Here is a 19,306-nt window from a genome sequence, read left to right as displayed (position 1 = left end):
AATATCAGGAGACACCTTAAACATGTTATCACTACAAGAATTTGTACAAAATCGTTACAATAAAACCATTGCAGAATGTAGCAATGAAGAGCTTTACCTTGCTCTTCTTAACTACAGCAAGCTTGCAAGCAGCCAAAAACCAGTTAACACTGGTAAAAAGAAAGTTTACTATATCTCAGCTGAGTTCTTGATTGGTAAACTCTTGTCAAACAACTTGATCAACCTTGGTCTTTACGATGATGTTAAAAAAGAACTTGCTGCTGCAGGTAAAGACTTGATCGAAGTTGAAGAAGTTGAATTGGAACCATCTCTTGGTAATGGTGGTTTGGGACGTTTGGCTGCCTGCTTTATCGACTCAATTGCGACTCTTGGTTTGAATGGTGACGGTGTTGGTCTTAACTACCACTTTGGTCTTTTCCAACAAGTTCTTAAAAACAACCAACAAGAAACAATTCCAAATGCATGGTTGACAGAGCAAAACTGGTTGGTTCGTTCAAGTCGTAGCTACCAAGTACCATTTGCAGACTTTACTTTGACATCAACTCTTTATGATATTGATGTTACTGGTTATGAAACAGCAACTAAAAACCGCTTGCGTTTGTTTGACTTGGATTCAGTCGATTCTTCTATTATTAAAGATGGTATCAACTTTGACAAGACAGATATCGCTCGCAACTTGACTCTCTTCCTTTACCCAGATGATAGTGACCGTCAAGGTGAATTGCTCCGTATCTTCCAACAATACTTCATGGTTTCAAACGGTGCGCAATTGATCATTGACGAAGCAATCGAAAAAGGAAGCAACTTGCATGACCTTGCTGACTACGCAGTTGTCCAAATCAACGATACTCACCCATCAATGGTCATCCCTGAATTGATCCGTCTTTTGACTGCACGTGGTATCGAGCTTGACGAAGCAATCTCAATCGTTCGTAGCATGACTGCCTACACTAACCACACAATCCTTGCTGAAGCCCTTGAAAAATGGCCTCTTGAATTCTTGCAAGAAGTGGTTCCTCACTTGGTACCAATCATCGAAGAATTGGACCGTCGCGTGAAAGCAGAATATAAAGATCCAGCTGTTCAAATTATCGATGAGAGCGGACGTGTTCACATGGCTCACATGGATATCCACTATGGATACAGCGTTAACGGGGTAGCAGCACTCCACACTGAAATCTTGAAGAACTCTGAGTTGAAAGCCTTCTACGAACTTTACCCAGAAAAATTCAACAACAAAACAAACGGTATCACTTTCCGTCGTTGGCTTATGCATGCCAACCCAAGACTGTCTCACTACTTGGATGAGATTATTGGAGAAGGTTGGCACCATGAAGCAGATGAGCTTGAAAAACTCTTGTCTTATGAAGATAAAGCAGCTGTCAAAGAAAAATTGGAAAGCATCAAAGCTCACAACAAACGTAAATTGGCACGTCACTTGAAAGAACACCAAGGTGTGGAAATCAATACAAACTCTATCTTTGATATCCAAATCAAACGTCTTCACGAGTACAAACGCCAACAAATGAACGCTTTGTACGTAATCCACAAATACCTTGACATCAAAGCTGGTAACATCCCTGCTCGCCCAATCACAATCTTCTTTGGTGGTAAAGCAGCTCCAGCCTACACAATCGCTCAAGACATCATCCACTTGATCCTTTGCATGTCAGAAGTTATTGCTAACGATCCAGCAGTAGCTCCACACTTGCAAGTTGTTATGGTTGAAAACTACAACGTTACTGCAGCAAGCTTCCTTATCCCAGCATGTGATATCTCAGAGCAAATCTCACTTGCTTCTAAAGAAGCTTCAGGTACTGGTAACATGAAGTTCATGTTGAACGGAGCTTTGACTCTTGGTACTATGGACGGTGCTAACGTGGAAATCGCTGAGTTAGTTGGTGACGAAAACATCTACATCTTTGGTGAAGATTCAGAAACTGTTATCGATCTTTACGCAAAAGCAGCGTACAAATCAAGCGAATTCTACGCTCGTGAAACTATCAAACCATTGGTTGACTTCATCGTTAGCGATGCAGTTCTTGCAGCTGGAAACAAAGAACGCTTGGAACGTCTTTACAATGAATTGATCAACAAAGACTGGTTCATGACTCTTCTTGACTTGGAAGACTACATCAAGGTTAAAGAACAAATGTTGGCTGACTACGAAGACCGTGACGCATGGTTAGACAAAGTCATCGTTAATATCTCTAAAGCAGGATTCTTCTCATCTGACCGTACAATCGCTCAGTATAACGAAGATATCTGGCACTTAGATTAATACTCTTCGAAAATCAAATTCAAACCACGTCAGCGTTGCCTTGCCGTACTCAAGTACAGCCTGCGGCTAGCTTCCTAGTTTGCTCTTTGATTGTCATTGAGTATAAGATACAAATTTATACTAATACATCTTGTAAAAAAGCGAGTTTCGGTTGAAATTCGCTTTTTTGCCTCTTTATTTGAATGCTGTGGATTTGGGTCAGTCTTGTCTAAAAACAGATAAATCCTAGATACAGTGAAGGTTTAGAAATGCTGGTTTTTACTGTCTTCAGCCTTATATTTCTTCGTAGTTGATTACCTCATATCTCTTGTATTCGCTTACATAAAGTATTATAATATGATTATAGGAAAGAAGGTGTTTTTATGTGGAAAAAATATTTTTCAAAATATAAATGGACTGATTTATTTTGGATACTATTTGTGATTTTGACATGCCTCTTGGCGGGTAATAATACTCTTTTCCCCCTTACCCATCAAGAAATCTCTTATCATGGTTGCTTATTGGGAATTACACTCGCCTTATTTCACTTGCTATTTATTGATAAGTTTGTTATCTCGAATCGAAAATAAATATGAGGTATATGCCTGACTGGCTACTTTTAATATTGATTTTGGAGGAAGATTTTGTCTCTATTATTTATTATTTTAAATTTGTTTATCTTGTACAAGATCTATTCTTTGAGGCGGGAAAAATCGAAATACTTGATTTATACGGCCTATATCATATTTGGGGCAAATGTAATATATGGTATTCAATGGTTATTAAAAGAACTGGTTTCCAATATTTCCACTTAATATGTATGGAAACTATAACAAAACGCATAAGATTAAGGTTTTTGAGTACCTGTTCTTATGCGTTTTCGTAATATTGAAGATTCTTAGTAAGTTTTCTACTTTTGCGAAGTCTAGTTTAGAATGCTTTCCCGACCAGAATCTCTGCTTCAATGGTAATCTCTGTCAGTTGGCTCCAGTCAATCTTAGTCTGGTCGATGTGAAAGAGGAGAGGAGTCATGCTGAGTAGGGCTTGAAGATGCTCTGTTGTGATAGTCTTAGTCAGAGAGACCGTTTGGTTAGATAGGATGGTAAAGTATTCTTGGAAATGATTTTTGATATCTTGATTAGAATAATCCTTGTTTGTCAGTTGGTCTTGTACCCTTTGGCGAATTTCTTTGAGGTGATTTTCCGTTGGGATGACCTTTATCAAGACGCCGTCTTTGGATAAAACGCGACGAAATTCTCCATAGTTGGCAGGTGAAAAGATATCTAGTAGGATATCCATGCTGGCGTCTTTTATAGGAAGTCGTGCCAAGTCGCCAACGAACCAATTGACTGCCCAGTTGGCTTCACTTTTAGCAGCGATTTGGACTGAATCTTTGGAGATGTCAAAGGCATAGAAGGTTTTGTCAGGGTGACTTTCTTGTAGCTTACGAGAGTAGAATCCCTCGCCACAACCGATATCTAAGACTGTGGTGCTAGTTTCTGAACTGGCTAGCAAGTCAGATACAGCCTCTAAGATAGCCTGATAAAAGCCGGCTTCTAGGATTTGTTGGCGGTTTTGAAAGTTTTCCTTGTCGTAGTTGGCAGATTGCTTGATTTGAGGGGCTAGGTTGACATAGCCAAATTTAGCCAAGTCAAAAGAATGGCGATTGTTGCATTTGAGACTGCTCTCTACCAGAGTCAGATTTTCTTGACAGATAGGACAGGCAAAGGCAGTCGCAGAAGCAAAACGCTGAAGTTTGGGTTTGAGATTTGTATTCATAGTTTAAGTGTATCAAAAGAGGCAAATGAAAGCAACTTTAGGAATAAGTAGATGGGAGATTCAGTAGAAATAAAACTAATTCTCCAATTTATGGAATGAAATTGCTTTTATATCTAAATTGCTATATAATAATGATAAGGAGGAAATAAGTATGTTAAAAGAAGTATTGAGCGTCGCAAAAGTTGCGAAAAAATCATCACTCTTTTTGGGTGGTGTCGCATTTGGTACCCTTGGCTTGAAAATCTTAGCAAGTAAGGAAGCTAAAAAAGGTTATTCTAAAGCTTTGGCTAAGGCTTACAAGTTGAAAGACGAGCTAGACGCCTCTGTTTCTGTTGTGAAGCAACATGGAGACGATGTCTTGCAAGATGCCAAATATTTGTACGAGCAAGAGAAAAAAGAAGAGCAATTAGATAGCCTTATAGGAGAATAATATGTCTTTTAAAGTGCTATATAGAGGATATCAACATATCCGACTATCATCTTCTTTTTCACTCACCTTGGATATTCAAGACTATCTTCGTTCCTTGGCGAGAGATGAAAAGGGAGTTGAGTCTATCCAGTTCTACATGGATCAACAGCACTTTACTCTACGTATAAAAGAAGGCTTCTCCGTATTAGATAATACAGAAGCCTTTTTAAAAAGAATTGATAAAGGGAAAGTTTCTGAGTTGATGACTCTTCCCATTCGTAGAGAAGAGAGTGCTTATTCTATTGTTTCAGGTGCAGCGATTAAGCGTATGATTTTTCGTAGTTTTGTGCCGTATCCTATTCGCTATATATGGACTTGTTATCAGGCTTTGGGTTATATCAGAGAAGCCTATCAAACACTAGCGCGTAAGGAACTAACGATGGAGGTCTTGGACTGTTCGGCGATTTTATTGTCTTTGTTCATGAACCAATCCAAGACGGCTAGCAATATCATGTTTATGCTTGCTTTGGGGAATCATTTAGATCAGTGGTCCTTGAAAAAAACTGCAACAGATTTAGAACAGAGTCTTCTTGCAAAAGAGAGCGATGTATTCTTAGTACAGGGCGATACAGTCGTTAGTATCAAGAGTTCCGATGTTCAAATAGGAGATGTTTTGGTCTTATCTCAAGGAAATGAAATTCTGTTTGATGGACAAGTAGTTTCAGGTTTAGGTATGGTCAACGAAAGTTCCTTGACGGGAGAGAGTTTTCCAGTTGAAAAAAGAGAGTCTGATTTGGTTTGTGCAAATACAGTATTAGAAACTGGAGAGTTACGCATTCGTGTAACCGATAATCAGATGAACAGCCGGATTTTACAACTGATTGAGTTGATGAAGAAATCTGAAGAAAACAAGAAAACGAAACAACGCTATTTCATCAAGATGGCGGACAAGGTCGTCAAATATAATTTCTTGGGGGCTGGGCTGACTTACCTATTAACAGGTTCTTTTTCTAAGGCTATTTCTTTCCTATTGGTCGATTTCTCCTGTGCTTTGAAAATCTCTACTCCTGTAGCTTATTTAACGGCTATCAAGGAGGGGTTGAATCGTGAAATGGTGATTAAGGATGGGGATGTTCTGGAGAAATATCTGGAAGTTGATACTTTCTTGTTTGATAAGACGGGAACAATCACAACTAGCTATCCTATAGTTGAAAAGGTGTTACATTTTGGAGACTATAGTGAGGAAGATATTCTCAGAATCAGTGCCTGTCTTGAGGAGCACATCTATCATCCTATTGCTAATGCCATCGTCAAGCAAGCTGAGATAGAAGGAATTGAACATGAGGAAATGCATGGGAAACTACAATATATCGCAAGTAAGGGGATCAAATCTCATATAGACGGTCAACCAGTTCTTATTGGAAATTATGTCTTGATGCAGGATGAGCAGATTCATATCAGTTCGGAGCAAAATGCTTTAATTGAAGAGCACAAGAGTCACTACAATCTCTTATTCTTAGCCTATCAGAATGAATTGATTGGAATGTTCTGCATTCATACTCCTTTGAGAAAAGAAGCAAAAGCAGCCTTGGAGAAACTTAAGGTGCAAGGGAAAAAATTGATTCTGGCAACAGGGGACACCTTGGTTAGAACAGAGGAATTAGTCAAAGATTTGCCCTTTGATCAGGTCTATACAGACTTGAAACCTGATGGGAAATTTGAGTTAGTAGAGGAACTGCAGAAAGCAGGTCACACTATTTTGATGGTTGGAGATGGATTGAATGACTCAGCGGCTCTAACCCTATCAGATATCGGTGTGGTGATGAATGAGAGTGCAGATATTTCTAAGCAGATGAGCGATATCTTATTGTTAGATAATCGTTTGGATTTCTTCCAAGAGTTGGATTCGCTATCATCATCTTTGCAAACACTCATCAAGAAGAATATTCAAGATACCGTTGTCGTAAATAGTAGTTTGATTGGCTTTGGCTTGTTTAACTGGCTCAGCCCTTCAAATCTCTCTATCTTACATAATCTAACAACCTTACGCATTGTACTGCGTAGCCTGTCTATTAAGGGATAGGTGGGGACTATTCACAGCAAAAAGGAGTTACCTTTCTCGAGGGTAACTCCTTTGTTTATAGGTAAATGTTTAATAATTTAGTAAGTCAATACGAAGTATTTTTTCTTCCCGCGACGGATAACAGTCAGTTCGTTCTCTAACTTATCTGCGTCGCTCAAGACATAGTCAAGGTCTTGGATACGGTCGCCGTTTACGTAAATAGCTCCATTTTGGACATCTTCACGGGCTTGGCGTTTTGAGTTAACCACACCAGATGCCACGAGAAGTTCCACGATATTGTGGTTTTCATCTGCTTGAACTTGGTAGTTTGGCACGCCACGAAGTCCTTGTTTGAGTTCTTTAACAGAAAGATTTTTGATATTTCCTGCAAAGAGTTGCTCAGTGATGTTGAGGGCTTCTTTGTAAGCTTCTTCGCCGTGAACAAGTGTTACGACTTCACGAGCCAAGACTTTTTGAGCCAAGCGTTCGTGTGGCGCTGCTTCAAATTGTTTACGAATGTCTTCAATCTCCTCAAGTGACAAGAAAGTAAAGATCTTCAAGAAGCGAACAGCGTCAGCGTCCATAACGTTCATCCAGAATTGGTACATTTCGTATGGGGAAGTCTTTTCAGGATTGAGCCAAACTGCGTTTCCTTCTGATTTACCAAATTTCTTACCAGTTGCATCTGTAATCAATGGAACAGTGATAACGTGGCCAGTCTTGTCAGCCTTACGACGAAGCAATTCGGTACCAGCTGTCATATTTCCCCACTGGTCAGAACCACCGATTTGTAGCGTTACGTTGTGATCTTGGTTAAGGACGAAGAAGTCATAACCTTGCATGATTTGGTAGGCAAACTCAGTGTAGGAAATCCCAGTTTCAATCCGTTTTTTCACAGATTCCTTGCTCATCATATAGTTGACAGTGAAGTATTTTCCGATATCACGGAGGAAGTCAATGAAGCTGATGCTGCCAAACCAGTCGTAGTTGTTGACCATGACAGCCTTGTTTTTGCCATTTTCAAAGTCAAGAAAACGAGAAAGTTGTCCTTGGATAGACTTGACCCAGCCATCTACTGTGTCTTTTGTTTGGAGACTACGTTCAGCATCTTTGAAGGACGGATCTCCGATGAGACCTGTAGCACCGCCAACGAGCGCATAAGGTTTGTGACCTGCTAGTTGCAAGCGACGACTTGTCAAGATTGCGACAAGATGGCCTAGGTGAAGGCTGTCAGCAGTTGGATCGTAGCCAGTATAATAAGAAACTTGACCTTCTTCTAGGGCTTTACGCAAAGCTTCTTCATCAGTCGTTTGAAAAATCAAACCACGCTCTTTTAGCTCATCAAAAATGTGCATGTGTCTTTTCTCCTTTTTAAAATTATTGTTTCTAACTATTGTATCACAAACTTGGGCAATAGCCTAGCAGAATAGGGAAGAAAGTGGCTATTTTATTGAAAGTTTACCTTTTGTGGTATAATAGATAGAGTGAGGAAATCCATGCAAAATCAATTAAATGAATTAAAACGAAAAATGCTGGAATTTTTCCAGCAAAAACAAAAAAATAAAAAATTAGCTAGCCCTGGCAAGAAAGGCTCAAGTGTCCAAAAATCTAAATCCTTAGAGAAGCCAGCCATTTTTCCAGCTATTTTACTGAGTATAAAAGCCCTATTTAACTTACTCTTTGTGCTCGGTTTTCTAGGAGGAATGTTGGGAGCTGGGATTGCTTTGGGGTACGGAGTGGCCTTATTTGACAAGGTTCGGGTGCCTCAGACAGAAGAATTGGTACATCAGGTCAAAGATATTTCTTCGATTTCAGAGATTACCTATGCGGATGGGACGGTAATTGCTTCCATAGAGAGTGATTTGTTGCGTACTTCTATCTCATCTGAGCAAATTTCGGAAAATCTGAAGAAGGCTATTATTGCGACGGAAGACGAACACTTTAAAGAACATAAGGGTGTAGTGCCCAAGGCGGTGATTCGTGCGACCTTGGGGAAATTTGTAGGTTTGGGTTCCTCTAGTGGGGGTTCAACTTTGACCCAGCAACTGATTAAACAGCAGGTGGTTGGGGATGCACCGACCTTGGCTCGTAAGGCGACAGAGATTGTGGATGCTCTTGCCTTGGAACGCGTCATGAATAAAGATGAGATTTTAACGACCTATCTCAATGTGGCTCCGTTTGGTCGAAATAATAAGGGGCAGAATATTGCAGGAGCTCAGCAGGCAGCTGAGGGGATTTTCGGTGTAGATGCAAGTCAGTTGACTGTTCCTCAAGCAGCATTTTTAGCAGGACTTCCACAGAGTCCCATTACCTATTCCCCTTATGAAAATACTGGGGAGTTGAAGAGTGATGAAGACTTAGAAATAGGCTTGAGACGGGCTAAGGCAGTTCTTTACAGTATGTATCGTACAGGTGCATTAAGCAAAGACGAGTATTCTCAATATAAGGATTACAATCTTAAACAGGACTTTCTCCCTTCAGCTACAGTCACAGGTGTGTCACGAGGCTATTTATACTTTACAGCCTTGGCAGAAGCTCAGGAACGTATGTATGACTATCTAGCTCGGAGAGACAATGTCTCCGCTAAGGAGTTGAAAAATGAGGCAACTCAGAAGTTCTATCGCGATCTGGCAGCCAAGGAAATTGAAAATGGTGGTTATAAAATTACTACTACCATAGACCAGAAAATTCATTCTGCCATGCAAAATGCAGTTGCTGACTATGGCTATCTTTTAGACGATGGAACAGGTCGTGTAGAAGTAGGGAATGTCCTGATGGACAACCAAACAGGTGCTATTCTAGGCTTTGTAGGTGGTCGTAATTATCAAGAAAATCAAAATAATCATGCCTTTGATACCAAACGTTCGCCAGCTTCTACTACCAAGCCTTTGCTGGCCTACGGTATTGCTATTGATCAGGGCTTGATGGGAAGCGAAACGATCCTATCTAACTATCCAACAAACTTTGCCAATGGCGATCCGATTATGTATGCTAATAGTAAGGGAACAGGAATGATGACTTTGGGAGAAGCTTTGAACTATTCATGGAATATCCCTGCTTACTGGACCTATCGTATGCTCCGTGAAAAGGGTGTTGATGTCAAGGGTTATATGGAAAAGATGGGTTACGAGATTCCTGAGTACGGTATTGAGAGCCTGCCAATGGGTGGTGGTATCGAAGTCACAGTTGCCCAGCATACCAATGGCTATCAGACCCTAGCAAATAATGGTCTATATCATAAAAAACATGTGATTTCTAAAATTGAAGCAGCAGATGGTAGAGTGGTGTATGAATATCAGGATAAACCAGTTCAAGTCTATTCAAAAGCTACTGCGACGATTATGCAGGGCTTGTTGCGAGAAGTTCTATCCTCTCGTGTGACAACAACCTTCAAGACAAATCTGACTTCTTTAAATCCTACTCTGGCTAATGCAGATTGGATTGGGAAGACTGGTACAACCAACCAAGACGAAAATATGTGGCTCATGCTTTCGACACCTAGATTAACCCTAGGCGGCTGGATTGGGCATGATGATAATCATTCATTGTCACGTAGAGCAGGTTATTCCAATAACTCTAATTACATGGCTCATCTGGTAAATGCGATTCAGCAAGCCTCCCCAAGCATTTGGGGGAACGAGCGCTTCGCTTTAGATCCTAGTGTCGTAAAATCCGAAGTCTTGAAATCAACAGGTCAAAAACCAGGGAAGGTTTCTGTTGAAGGAAAAGAGGTAGAGGTCACAGGTTCGACTGTTACCAGCTATTGGGCTAATAAGGCAGGAGCGCCAACGACCAGTTATCGCTTTGCTATTGGCGGAAGTGATGCGGATTACCAGAATGCTTGGTCTAGCATCGTGGGGAGTTTACCAACTCCATCAAGCTCCAGCAGTTCAAGTAGTAGCTCTAGCGATAGCAGTAACTCAAGTGCTACACGACCTTCTTCTTCAAGGACGAGACGATAAGTTCTATAAACTGTGCTAAATGAAGTGGCTAATCAATGGATTGCCACTTTTTTCTTTTTCCCTTTCGTGTTACAATAAAGGTATGAATCAATATCAGAAAAAGATTGTTAAAGGAACCATTTATTCGCTCCTATCCGGCTTAATCTGGGGAATATGTGGAATTTTAGGAGAGTATTTCTTTACTCATTACCAGGTGTCTTCGGGCTGGATTACTTCTATGCGTTTGACACTGGCAGGGAGTCTTGTGCTCATTTGGTCTGCAATGCAATTAAAATCGCAAGTGCTAGATATTTGGCGAGATAAGAAAAATTACCTGCCCTTTTTAGCCTATGCTATTTTGGGGATTTTTTCAGTCCAGTATTTTTTCTATCTCTGTGTAGAATATTCAAATGCAGCGACAGCAACTATTTTACAGTTTATTAGCCCTGTCTTTATCCTCTTTTACAATCGCTTGGTTTATCAAAAACGAGCTTCAAAAAGTGCTATTTTCTATGTTTTGGTTGCCATGTTGGGTGTTTGTTTGATGGCGACAAAGGGAGATCTCTCTCAGTTATCCATGACGCCGCTAGCCCTTATAACAGGTCTGCTGAGCGCTATGGGGGTTATGTTTAATGTTATCCTACCTCAGCCTTTTGCTAAGCGCTACGGTTTTGTTCCCACGGTTGGGTGGGGGATGATTTTGGCAGGTTTATTTAGCAATGTTCTCTCGCCGGTTTATCAGCTTTCCTTTACTCCTGATATTTGGAGTATCTTGATTTGCCTCATTATCGCTTTCTTTGGGACGGCTTTTGCCTTTTTCATTTCAATGAAGGCTGTTTCCTTGGTTTCTCCTTTGGTGGTTTCCGTTATCAGTGCCAGTGAACCTCTCTCTTCTGCCCTTTTGAGTGTTTTGTTTTTAGGCTTGGTAGTGGATTGGTCCCTTCTTCTAGCAATGGCCTTGATTATTTTACCTATGATTTTCCTATCGATAGAAGAAGCGAAAGAAAGTAAATAAAAAGTCTTTTCTTAATTCTAAAAGTGTGCTATACTAGAATAGTCAATAAAACATGGGGAGATAGTTGTGAAGAGTGTTTTTAGGTTGTATCGGTAGGGGCCTGCTTTTACCGACAGCACGTTTTATCTCACATCCCTAAAAATCATACCTAAAAACAAACAAAAAGGCTTCAAATTTGAGGCCTTTTTTGGTAGAATAGGTATCATTAAAATGAACTAGGAGGCGCCTATGACTGCCACAAAAATGAACGCTCAAGAAATTATCCAATTTATCGCCAATGCTGAAAAGAAAACCAGTGTGAAAGTAACCTTTGAGGGGGAACTTGCAACTGCTGTACCTGGATCTGTTGTTAAACTAGGAAATGTCCTATTTGGAGACTGGAAGGACGTAGCTCCTCTTCTCGAGGGTTTAGTAGAAAATCAAGACTATGTTGTTGAGCAAGACGCTCGTAATTCTGCCGTTCCTTTGCTAGATAAACGTGATATCAATGCTCGTATCGAGCCAGGTGCTATTATCCGTGATCAAGTTGAAATTGGTGATAATGCTGTTATCATGATGGGGGCTGTTATCAATATTGGTGCTGAAATTGGTGCAGGAACTATGATTGACATGGGGGCTATCCTTGGTGGCCGTGCTATCGTTGGGAAAAACAGTCACGTTGGTGCGGGTGCCGTTTTGGCAGGTGTGATTGAGCCAGCTAGCGCAGAACCAGTCCGTGTTGGGGACAATGTTCTGATTGGTGCCAATGCAGTGGTTATCGAAGGAGTCCAAATCGGTAGTGGTTCAGTTGTGGCAGCAGGAGCTATTGTTACCCAAGATGTCCCAGAAAACGTGGTGGTAGCAGGTGTTCCAGCTCGCATTATCAAAGAGATTGATGCCCAAACCCAACAAAAAACAGCGCTAGAGGATGCGCTTCGTACCTTGTAATGGTAAAAGAAAAATAGAGGCGGAACCCTTTTCCAGCCTCTTTCTGCTATATAGGAGGACAGATAGATGTTAGATTTGATTCAGACTAGACGAGATTTGCACCAGATTCCAGAGATTGGCTTGGAGGAGTTCAAGACTCAGGCTTATTTGCTGGATGTGATTGAAAAATTGACTGCGGGCAAGGATTTTGTCCAAGTTCGTACTTGGCGGACAGGTATTTTGGTTTATTTGCAGGGAAGTCAGCCAGAGCGAACCATTGGTTGGAGAACAGATATTGATGGCCTACCTATTGTCGAACAAACAGGCCTTCCTTTCGCCTCTCAGCACCAAGATCGTATGCACGCTTGTGGACATGATTTCCACATGACCATTGCCTTGGGCTGTCTTGAGCGAGCCCTTGAGGAGCAACCAAAGAACAATATGCTCTTTCTGTTTCAGCCTGCTGAAGAAAATGAAGCTGGTGGCATGCTCATGTATGAGGATGGCGCTTTTGGAGATTGGTTGCCAGACCAGTTTTATGGCCTCCATGTTCGACCAGATCTGAAGGTTGGACAAATTGCGACCAATACTCATACACTTTTTGCAGGGACTTGCGAGGTGAAGATTCGTTTTAAAGGTAAAGGAGGACATGCAGCTTTTCCTCATGAAGCCAATGACGCCTTGGTGGCGGCTAGTTACTTTGTGACCCAGGTGCAGTCAGTTGTTAGCCGCAATGTCAACCCAATCGAGGGAGCGGTGGTGACCTTTGGTGTTTTTCAGGCTGGAACAACCAACAATGTTATCACAGACACAGCCTTTTTGCATGGAACCATTCGGGCGTTGACACAGGATATGAGTCTCTTGGTGCAAAAGAGGGTCAAAACAGTTGCAGAAGGAGTTGCAGCAGCCTTTGATATGGAAGTCGAAGTGGAACTCAAGCAAGGTGGTTATCTGCCTGTTGAAAATAATCCAGCTTTGGCGCGTGAACTGATGGATTTCTTTGAAGAAAAAGACGGAATTGAGTTGATTGATATCGAGCCTGCTATGACAGGTGAAGACTTTGGTTATCTCCTTTCAAAAGTTGATGGCGTTATGTTCTGGCTTGGTATAGATAGTCCCTACGCCCTTCATCACCCTCAGATGAGTCCTAAGGAAGAAGCCTTAGCCATTGGGGTAGATGCGGTCTCTAGTTTCCTGAAAAAGAAGGCAGTAGAGTAGAGGGCTTGTCTATGAAATCGGAATTACGCAAGCAAGTCTTGCACGAAATGAAGGCTATCCCTCGAGAGCAAAAACAGTTTATAGACCAAGCTTTAACTGAGCGACTTTTACAACACCCCTTTTACCAAGAAGCCAAGGTCATCGCAAGCTACCTCTCTTTTCCTCATGAGTTTCAAACTCAGGAACTGATTGACCAGGCGCTGAGGGACGGCAAGAAGGTTCTGATACCCAAAACTTATCCCAAGGGGCGCATGGACTTTGTAGTCTATGATCCGCAGCAGTTGGTAAAAACTTCCTTTGGCTTACTGGAGCCACAGGGAGATTTGGAAGTGGTAGATGCCTCTCGGATTGATTTGATTCATGTTCCTGGCTTGGCTTTTACGACCAAGGGCTATCGGATTGGCTACGGTGGAGGTTACTATGATCGCTATCTGGAACATTTTTCTGGTCATACTTTGAGTACGATATATCCTTGTCAAGTTCAGGACTTTATGCCTGAAAACCATGATATTCCTGTTCAGGAGGTATTAATTGATGAAGGAAATCTTTGATAGACGTTACCCTGTGACGAGTTTCTTCCTCTTAGTGACGGCCTTGGTATTTCTACTAATGTTGGTGACTACAGGAGGAAACTTTGACAGGGCGGATACCCTATTTCGATTTGGAGCCATGTATGGGCCGGCTATTCGCCTCTTTCCTGAGCAGATTTGGCGTCTCTTCTCTGCTATTTTTGTTCATATTGGGTGGGAGCATTTCATTGTTAATATGCTTTCGCTCTATTATCTTGGTAGGCAAGTAGAGGAAATTTTCGGATCCAAGAAGTTTTTCTTTCTCTATCTTTTATCAGGAATGATGGGCAATCTCTTTGTTTTGGTATTTAGTCCCAAATCCTTAGCAGCAGGAGCCTCGACTTCTCTCTATGGGCTATTTTCCGCGATTATCATTCTTCGCTATGCCACTCGCAACCCCTATATCCAACATCTAGGACAGTCTTATCTGACACTTTTTGTGGTTAATATTATTGGAAGTGTTCTGATTCCAGGAATCAGTCTAGCAGGTCATATCGGAGGTGCAGTTGGTGGTGCATTTCTAGCAGTTATCTTTCCAGTTAGAGGAGAAAGACGGATGTATAGTGCTAGTCAGAGGTTAGGAGCGGTAGTGTTGTTTGTAGGACTTGCAGTCTTGCTTTTCTACAAGGGAATGGGATTGTGATGACTAATATGTAAATTTGTGTAATGAAAAAAGATAAGGCATTTTTGAACCTTATCTTTTTATGTTATTACTTCTCAGCCAATTCTTTTCCTAGTTGGATGATGTAATCTTTCAAGTCATCTTTGACTTGTGGGTGCTTGAGGGCGTAGTCAATAGATGTTTTCATAAAGCCAAACTTATCCCCAACGTCGTAACGAGCTCCTGTAAATTCACGAGAGAAAACACGTTGTGTTTTATTGAGCGTATCAATAGCGTCGGTAAGCTGGATTTCATTTCCAGCGCCAGGAGCTTGTTTTTCGAGAATATCAAAAATTTCTGGTGTGAGTAGATAGCGACCGATAATTGCTAAATCACTTGGTGCATCTTCGGGAGCTGGTTTTTCTACGAAAGTTTCAACACTATAGAGTCCATTGATTCCTTCTCCTTGAGGAGCGATGACTCCATATGATGAAACGTCTTCGTGTGGTACGGGCATGACAGCAATGGTTGATGCGTGTGTCGTCTCGTAATCGTTCATCAATTGTTTTGTCAAAGGAATGGCGTACTCATCTGTGATGTCCATAAGGTCATCGCCCAGCATGACAACGAAGGGTTCATTCCCAACAAAAGCTTTGGCTTGTAAGACAGCATCCCCAAGACCACGAGGATGGCTTTGACGGATAAAGTGAAGGCGAATGCCAGTTGTTTCGTCTACCAATTTTAGCAAGTCATGCTTGCCTTTTTCTTTGAGGTTGTACTCAAGCTCAAAGTTTGAGTCAAAGTGGTCCTCAATAGAGCGTTTGGATTTACCAGTGACAACCAGAATATCTTCAATACCTGATTTAAGAGCCTCTTCCACGATAAACTGGATAGTTGGTTTGTCTACAATTGGCAACATTTCTTTGGCAAGGGCCTTGGTTGCTGGTAAAAATCGAGTTCCGAGTCCAGCGGCAGGGATGACTGCCTTTCTAACTTTTGATGACATAAGAATCCTTTCTTTAGAGGGTTAAGACCACTCATTTTCTGCTTTAAATTCATTGTTCATGATGTCATAAATGGCATCTTTGATATTGGTTCCGTGGTAAATAACTTGGTAAATGGCCTGTGTAATTGGCATATAGACTCCAAGTTCTTGTGCTAGTTCATAGGCTGCTCGTGTCGTTGAAATTCCTTCAATCACCATGCCCATATTGGCTTCGATATCAGCTAGAGATTCTCCACGACCAAGAGCATCTCCGGCTCTCCAGTTACGAGAGTGGATGGAGGTTCCCGTTACGATCAAGTCTCCTACACCAGACAAGCCACTATAGGTCAATGGACTGGCACCGAGTGCTACTCCTAAGCGGGTAATTTCTGCCAAGCCTCGAGCGATGATGGCTGCCTTGGCATTGTCACCAAATCCTAAACCATGTAAGGCTCCAGCACCGACAGCGATAATGTTTTTAAGAGCACCAGCGGTTTCGACCCCGATAACATCCGTATTGGTATAAAGTCGGAAGTAGTGATTACTAAAGAGTTCTTGAACGTATTGAGCTGTGTGTAAATCTTTAGAAGCAGCAGTGATTAAAGTCAGGTCACGCACAATGGTCTCTTCTGCATGGCTAGGCCCTGAGACAACGACGATATCACTGCGGAGATGTTCAGGAATTTCTTCTTCAAGGATGGTTGATAATCGTTTATGGCTATCAGGCTCTAATCCCTTTGACGCGTGCATGATGATCGCCTTATGGTCTAAGGTTTTTGCAACTTGTTGGGCAACAAGTCGTGTCACTTTTGTTGGGACAACAAACAAAATCGCATCTACATCTTTCAGTGCCTCTGATAAGTCGGTGTAGGCAATAATATTTTCATCTAGAACGACATCTTTAAAGTATTGTTTATTAGTATGGTGTGTATTAATTTCATTGATTTGCTCGGGAAGATTTCCCCAAATACGTACCTCGTGTCCATTATCATTTAAGACTTGTGAAAGGGCAGTTCCCCAAGAACCAGGCCCCAAGACGGCGACGGTTTGTTTTTCCATGTTTTCCTCCTTTATAGAGTTCTCTTTTTATTTTATCACATTCTAGGGGATTTTGCACTTGCATTGCTGGGGAGTGGTGGCTTTGTTGTTTGAAAAATATATAAAAACCGAGGCTATTAAACTCTCAGTCTCGGTTTTGATATTCGTTATAGTATAGCTAGGTTTATTTCAATTGATCTGTAATGTCTTTTGACAGTAACATTCCTAGATGATAAGTTTTATTGATGTAAGCAATGACATCATTGATGTTTTCAGTCGTGTGAATCTTCTCTTTGATGTCAGCCCTAAATGTTTCATCCTTCAAAAGTTGTTCTTGGTAGAGCCTTTGAAGTCTCTCCTTCTCGTACTTATTGAGCAGAAAAAGGAACACCAAGCTAATTACAACGAGGATATAAGCATATTGGCTCATAGGAAATCTCCCTGTATGATAAAGAAGTAGTAGTGAATAAATTGATTCAGTGGGCCTAAAATAGCAGATCAAGTTAGCAAAATTTTGATAGGCTTCTAATCCAAAGTCCGAATAGGATTTGGCGCTAGTTACTTAGATTGTTCCGTAATCAAGTAATTTAAAAAATTACGACATGAACCAAACCAAATCGATATTATTTGGTTTGGTGAGTTAGTGAAGCGTTTAGGCAATTCGCCATATAGCGATTGCCGTCAAGAGACTAGGAACTTTAGTTCCAGTCTCTTGTAACGATTTACATCTTCTCTGGCGCTTCTACTCCAAGCAAGCGAAGGGCTTCTTTGAGAACGACTGCGGTTGCGTAGCTGAGAGCTAGACGGCTGTCGCGTTCTGGACTTTCATCCAAGATACGTGTATGTGCATAGTATTTGTTGAAGGCTTGAGCAAGGCTAATTGCAAATTTAGCAATGATAGAAGGTTCAAAGTTATCTGCCGCACGGTTGATAATACGTGGGAAGTCTTGGATGAGTTTGATGATTTCCCAGCTTTCAGCATCATTCAAGCTATAGGTACCAGCTGTTTCTGGTTTGAAATCCGCTTTGCGTAAGATAGATTGGATACGAGCGTAGGCATATTGAACATAAGGACCAGTTTCCCCCTCGAAGGATACCATAGCCTCTAGGTCGAAATCGTATCCATTTGTACGGTCAGTCTTGAGGTCATAGAATTTAATGGCTCCAACCCCAACAGCATGTGCTACCTGGTCTTTATTTTCCAGTTCAGGATTTTTTGCTTCAATTTGGGCTTTGGCACGGCTAACAGCCTCTGCAACTGTAGGCTCTAGCAAGATGACATTCCCTTTACGGGTAGAGAGTTTTTTCCCTTCTTTTGTAACCAAACCAAAAGGAACGTGAGTAATGTCGTCACTCCAATCGTAGCCCATCTCTTGCAAGACAGCTTTGAGCTGTTTAAAGTGGGCAGATTGCTCTTGACCAACGACGTAGATAGATTTAGCAAATTGGTATTCGTTTTTACGGTAAAGAGCTGCAGCCAAGTCACGTGTGATGTAGAGAGTTGCACCATCAGATTTTTTGATAAGGGCTGGATGTTCAATTCCATATTTCTCGAGATTCACAACTTGGGCACCTTCTGATTCAACAAGAAGGCCTTTTTCAGAAAGAATGTCTACAACTGCATCCATCTTATCGTTGTAGAAGGCTTCTCCATTGTAGCTGTCAAATTCGACTTGCAATTCATTGTAAAGGCGGTTAAATTCCACCAAACTTTCATCACGGAACCATTGCCAAAGTGCGAGAGCTTCCTCGTCTCCATTTTCAAGTTTACGGAACCATTCGCGTGCTTCTTCATCCAAGCTAGGGTCATTTTCAGCCTCAGCATTGATGCGGACATAGAGTTTAAGAAGTTCATCGATTGGATGAGCTTTTACAGCTTCTTCGTCGCCCCATTTTTTGTAGGCAACAATCAACATCCCAAACTGTTTACCCCAGTCTCCCAAATGGTTGACCTTGACCGTTTGATAACCGATTTTTTGGAAAATATGTGACAAGCTATCTCCGATAACAGTTGAGCGTAGGTGACCAATAGAAAATGGTTTAGCGATATTGGGACTAGACATGTCGATAACAACATTTTCTTGTTTACCAATAGTTTGGTCAGCATAGTGTTCTTTTTCAGTGATAACCGCTTGCAACACTTGAGCAGAAATGGCAGATTTATCAAGGAAAAAGTTGACGTAAGGTCCTGTTGCAACAACCTTTTCAAAGGCTTGGCTATTAATTTTTTCAGCCAGTTCAGCCGCAATCATTTGAGGTGCTTTACGTTCGACTTTTGCAAGAGAAAAAGCAGGAAAAGCAATGTCTCCCATTTCTGAGTTTTTAGGGGTTTCCAGTAAATTTAAAATAGCCTCTTGGTCCAGGCTATCAATGATGCTAGCCAATTCGCTAGCAATCAATTCTTTTGTATTCATTAAGAGCTCCTTTTTGGACTTTTCTACTATTTTATCACAATTTTAAAGAAAGAAGAAAAAATTTTTGAAATCTCCTATTTTTTTGGTATAATATAGTTATAAAAATAGT

16 protein-coding genes are annotated in these 19,306 nt (G+C 41.2%); 10 read left to right on the top strand and 6 right to left on the bottom strand.

Annotation, left to right across the window (positions count from 1 at the left end; genetic code table 11):
• Nucleotides 1–22 precede the first annotated feature (22 nt).
• Nucleotides 23–2,281 carry a glycogen/starch/alpha-glucan family phosphorylase gene (gene glgP / locus ACAM22_RS09145; RefSeq protein WP_369606718.1) on the top strand — a complete coding sequence of 753 codons (2,259 nt, stop codon included), beginning with the start codon at nt 23–25 and terminating at the stop codon, nt 2,279–2,281.
• Between the two features lie 362 nt (nt 2,282–2,643).
• Nucleotides 2,644–2,850: a hypothetical protein gene (locus ACAM22_RS09140; RefSeq protein WP_238096478.1), complete on the top strand. Its 207-nt coding sequence runs from the start codon at nt 2,644–2,646 to the stop codon at nt 2,848–2,850.
• A gap of 340 nt (nt 2,851–3,190) precedes the next feature.
• Here the strand turns inward: ACAM22_RS09140 and ACAM22_RS09135 are convergent, their stop codons facing one another.
• Nucleotides 3,191–4,039 (bottom strand): putative RNA methyltransferase, encoded by an 849-nt coding sequence (locus ACAM22_RS09135; protein WP_261051489.1) that lies wholly within the window; start codon nt 4,037–4,039, stop codon nt 3,191–3,193.
• A gap of 151 nt (nt 4,040–4,190) precedes the next feature.
• Here ACAM22_RS09135 and ACAM22_RS09130 point away from each other — a divergent pair, with 151 nt between their 5' ends.
• Complete coding sequence (locus ACAM22_RS09130) at nt 4,191–4,469, top strand: DUF6110 family protein (RefSeq protein ID WP_000910903.1); 279 nt, start codon at nt 4,191–4,193, stop codon at nt 4,467–4,469.
• Between the two features lies 1 nt (nt 4,470).
• The gene (locus ACAM22_RS09125; RefSeq protein WP_265471778.1) at nt 4,471–6,531 is read left to right on the top strand and encodes a heavy metal translocating P-type ATPase; all 2,061 of its coding nucleotides are present in this window, start codon (nt 4,471–4,473) and stop codon (nt 6,529–6,531) included.
• Between the two features lie 77 nt (nt 6,532–6,608).
• Here ACAM22_RS09125 and tyrS read toward each other — a convergent pair whose 3' ends face one another.
• The gene (tyrS, locus tag ACAM22_RS09120; protein WP_265471779.1) at nt 6,609–7,865 is read right to left on the bottom strand and encodes a tyrosine--tRNA ligase; all 1,257 of its coding nucleotides are present in this window, start codon (nt 7,863–7,865) and stop codon (nt 6,609–6,611) included.
• A 141-nt stretch (nt 7,866–8,006) separates the two neighbouring features.
• On the opposite strand from tyrS, the gene pbp1b reads away from it, so the two are divergent.
• The 6 genes from pbp1b to ACAM22_RS09090 all read left to right on the top strand — a co-directional run bounded on the left by pbp1b (nt 8,007) and on the right by ACAM22_RS09090 (nt 14,802).
• Nucleotides 8,007–10,472 carry a penicillin-binding protein PBP1B gene (gene pbp1b, locus ACAM22_RS09115; RefSeq protein ID WP_369606717.1) on the top strand — a complete coding sequence of 822 codons (2,466 nt, stop codon included), beginning with the start codon at nt 8,007–8,009 and terminating at the stop codon, nt 10,470–10,472.
• An 82-nt stretch (nt 10,473–10,554) separates the two neighbouring features.
• Nucleotides 10,555–11,466, top strand: a complete 912-nt coding sequence (locus tag ACAM22_RS09110; protein WP_009014425.1) for a DMT family transporter — start codon at nt 10,555–10,557, stop codon at nt 11,464–11,466.
• Between the two features lie 228 nt (nt 11,467–11,694).
• Entirely contained in the window at nt 11,695–12,393 is a 699-nt protein-coding gene (gene dapD / locus ACAM22_RS09105; RefSeq protein WP_261031745.1) for a 2,3,4,5-tetrahydropyridine-2,6-dicarboxylate N-acetyltransferase, read from the top strand.
• 66 nt (nt 12,394–12,459) lie between these two features.
• Entirely contained in the window at nt 12,460–13,590 is a 1,131-nt protein-coding gene (locus tag ACAM22_RS09100) for an N-acetyldiaminopimelate deacetylase (protein ID WP_369606716.1), read from the top strand.
• A gap of 11 nt (nt 13,591–13,601) precedes the next feature.
• Nucleotides 13,602–14,141: a 5-formyltetrahydrofolate cyclo-ligase gene (locus ACAM22_RS09095; protein WP_369606715.1), complete on the top strand. Its 540-nt coding sequence runs from the start codon at nt 13,602–13,604 to the stop codon at nt 14,139–14,141.
• A complete protein-coding gene (locus tag ACAM22_RS09090) occupies nt 14,125–14,802 on the top strand; it encodes a rhomboid family intramembrane serine protease (RefSeq protein ID WP_369606714.1) in 678 nt (225 codons plus the stop codon). The genes ACAM22_RS09095 and ACAM22_RS09090 overlap by 17 nt, the downstream gene beginning before the upstream one ends.
• A gap of 67 nt (nt 14,803–14,869) precedes the next feature.
• Here the strand turns inward: ACAM22_RS09090 and galU are convergent, their stop codons facing one another.
• From galU to argS, 4 genes are all read right to left on the bottom strand, one after another.
• Entirely contained in the window at nt 14,870–15,766 is an 897-nt protein-coding gene (gene galU, locus ACAM22_RS09085) for a UTP--glucose-1-phosphate uridylyltransferase GalU (protein WP_369606713.1), read from the bottom strand.
• Between the two features lie 21 nt (nt 15,767–15,787).
• Nucleotides 15,788–16,804, bottom strand: a complete 1,017-nt coding sequence (locus ACAM22_RS09080; RefSeq protein ID WP_369606712.1) for an NAD(P)H-dependent glycerol-3-phosphate dehydrogenase — start codon at nt 16,802–16,804, stop codon at nt 15,788–15,790.
• A gap of 163 nt (nt 16,805–16,967) precedes the next feature.
• Nucleotides 16,968–17,213: a hypothetical protein gene (locus tag ACAM22_RS09075; protein ID WP_000084859.1), complete on the bottom strand. Its 246-nt coding sequence runs from the start codon at nt 17,211–17,213 to the stop codon at nt 16,968–16,970.
• A 292-nt stretch (nt 17,214–17,505) separates the two neighbouring features.
• The gene (gene argS, locus ACAM22_RS09070; RefSeq protein WP_369606711.1) at nt 17,506–19,197 is read right to left on the bottom strand and encodes an arginine--tRNA ligase; all 1,692 of its coding nucleotides are present in this window, start codon (nt 19,195–19,197) and stop codon (nt 17,506–17,508) included.
• Between the last annotated feature and the right edge of the window lie 109 nt (nt 19,198–19,306).

Origin of the sequence: Streptococcus sp. SN-1 (genome assembly GCF_041154385.1) — a bacterium.
In the GTDB taxonomy this organism is placed as follows: domain Bacteria; phylum Bacillota; class Bacilli; order Lactobacillales; family Streptococcaceae; genus Streptococcus; species Streptococcus mitis_CT.
Note: the sequence above shows the minus strand (reverse complement) of the source record. Positions and strands in the feature narration are given on the sequence as shown.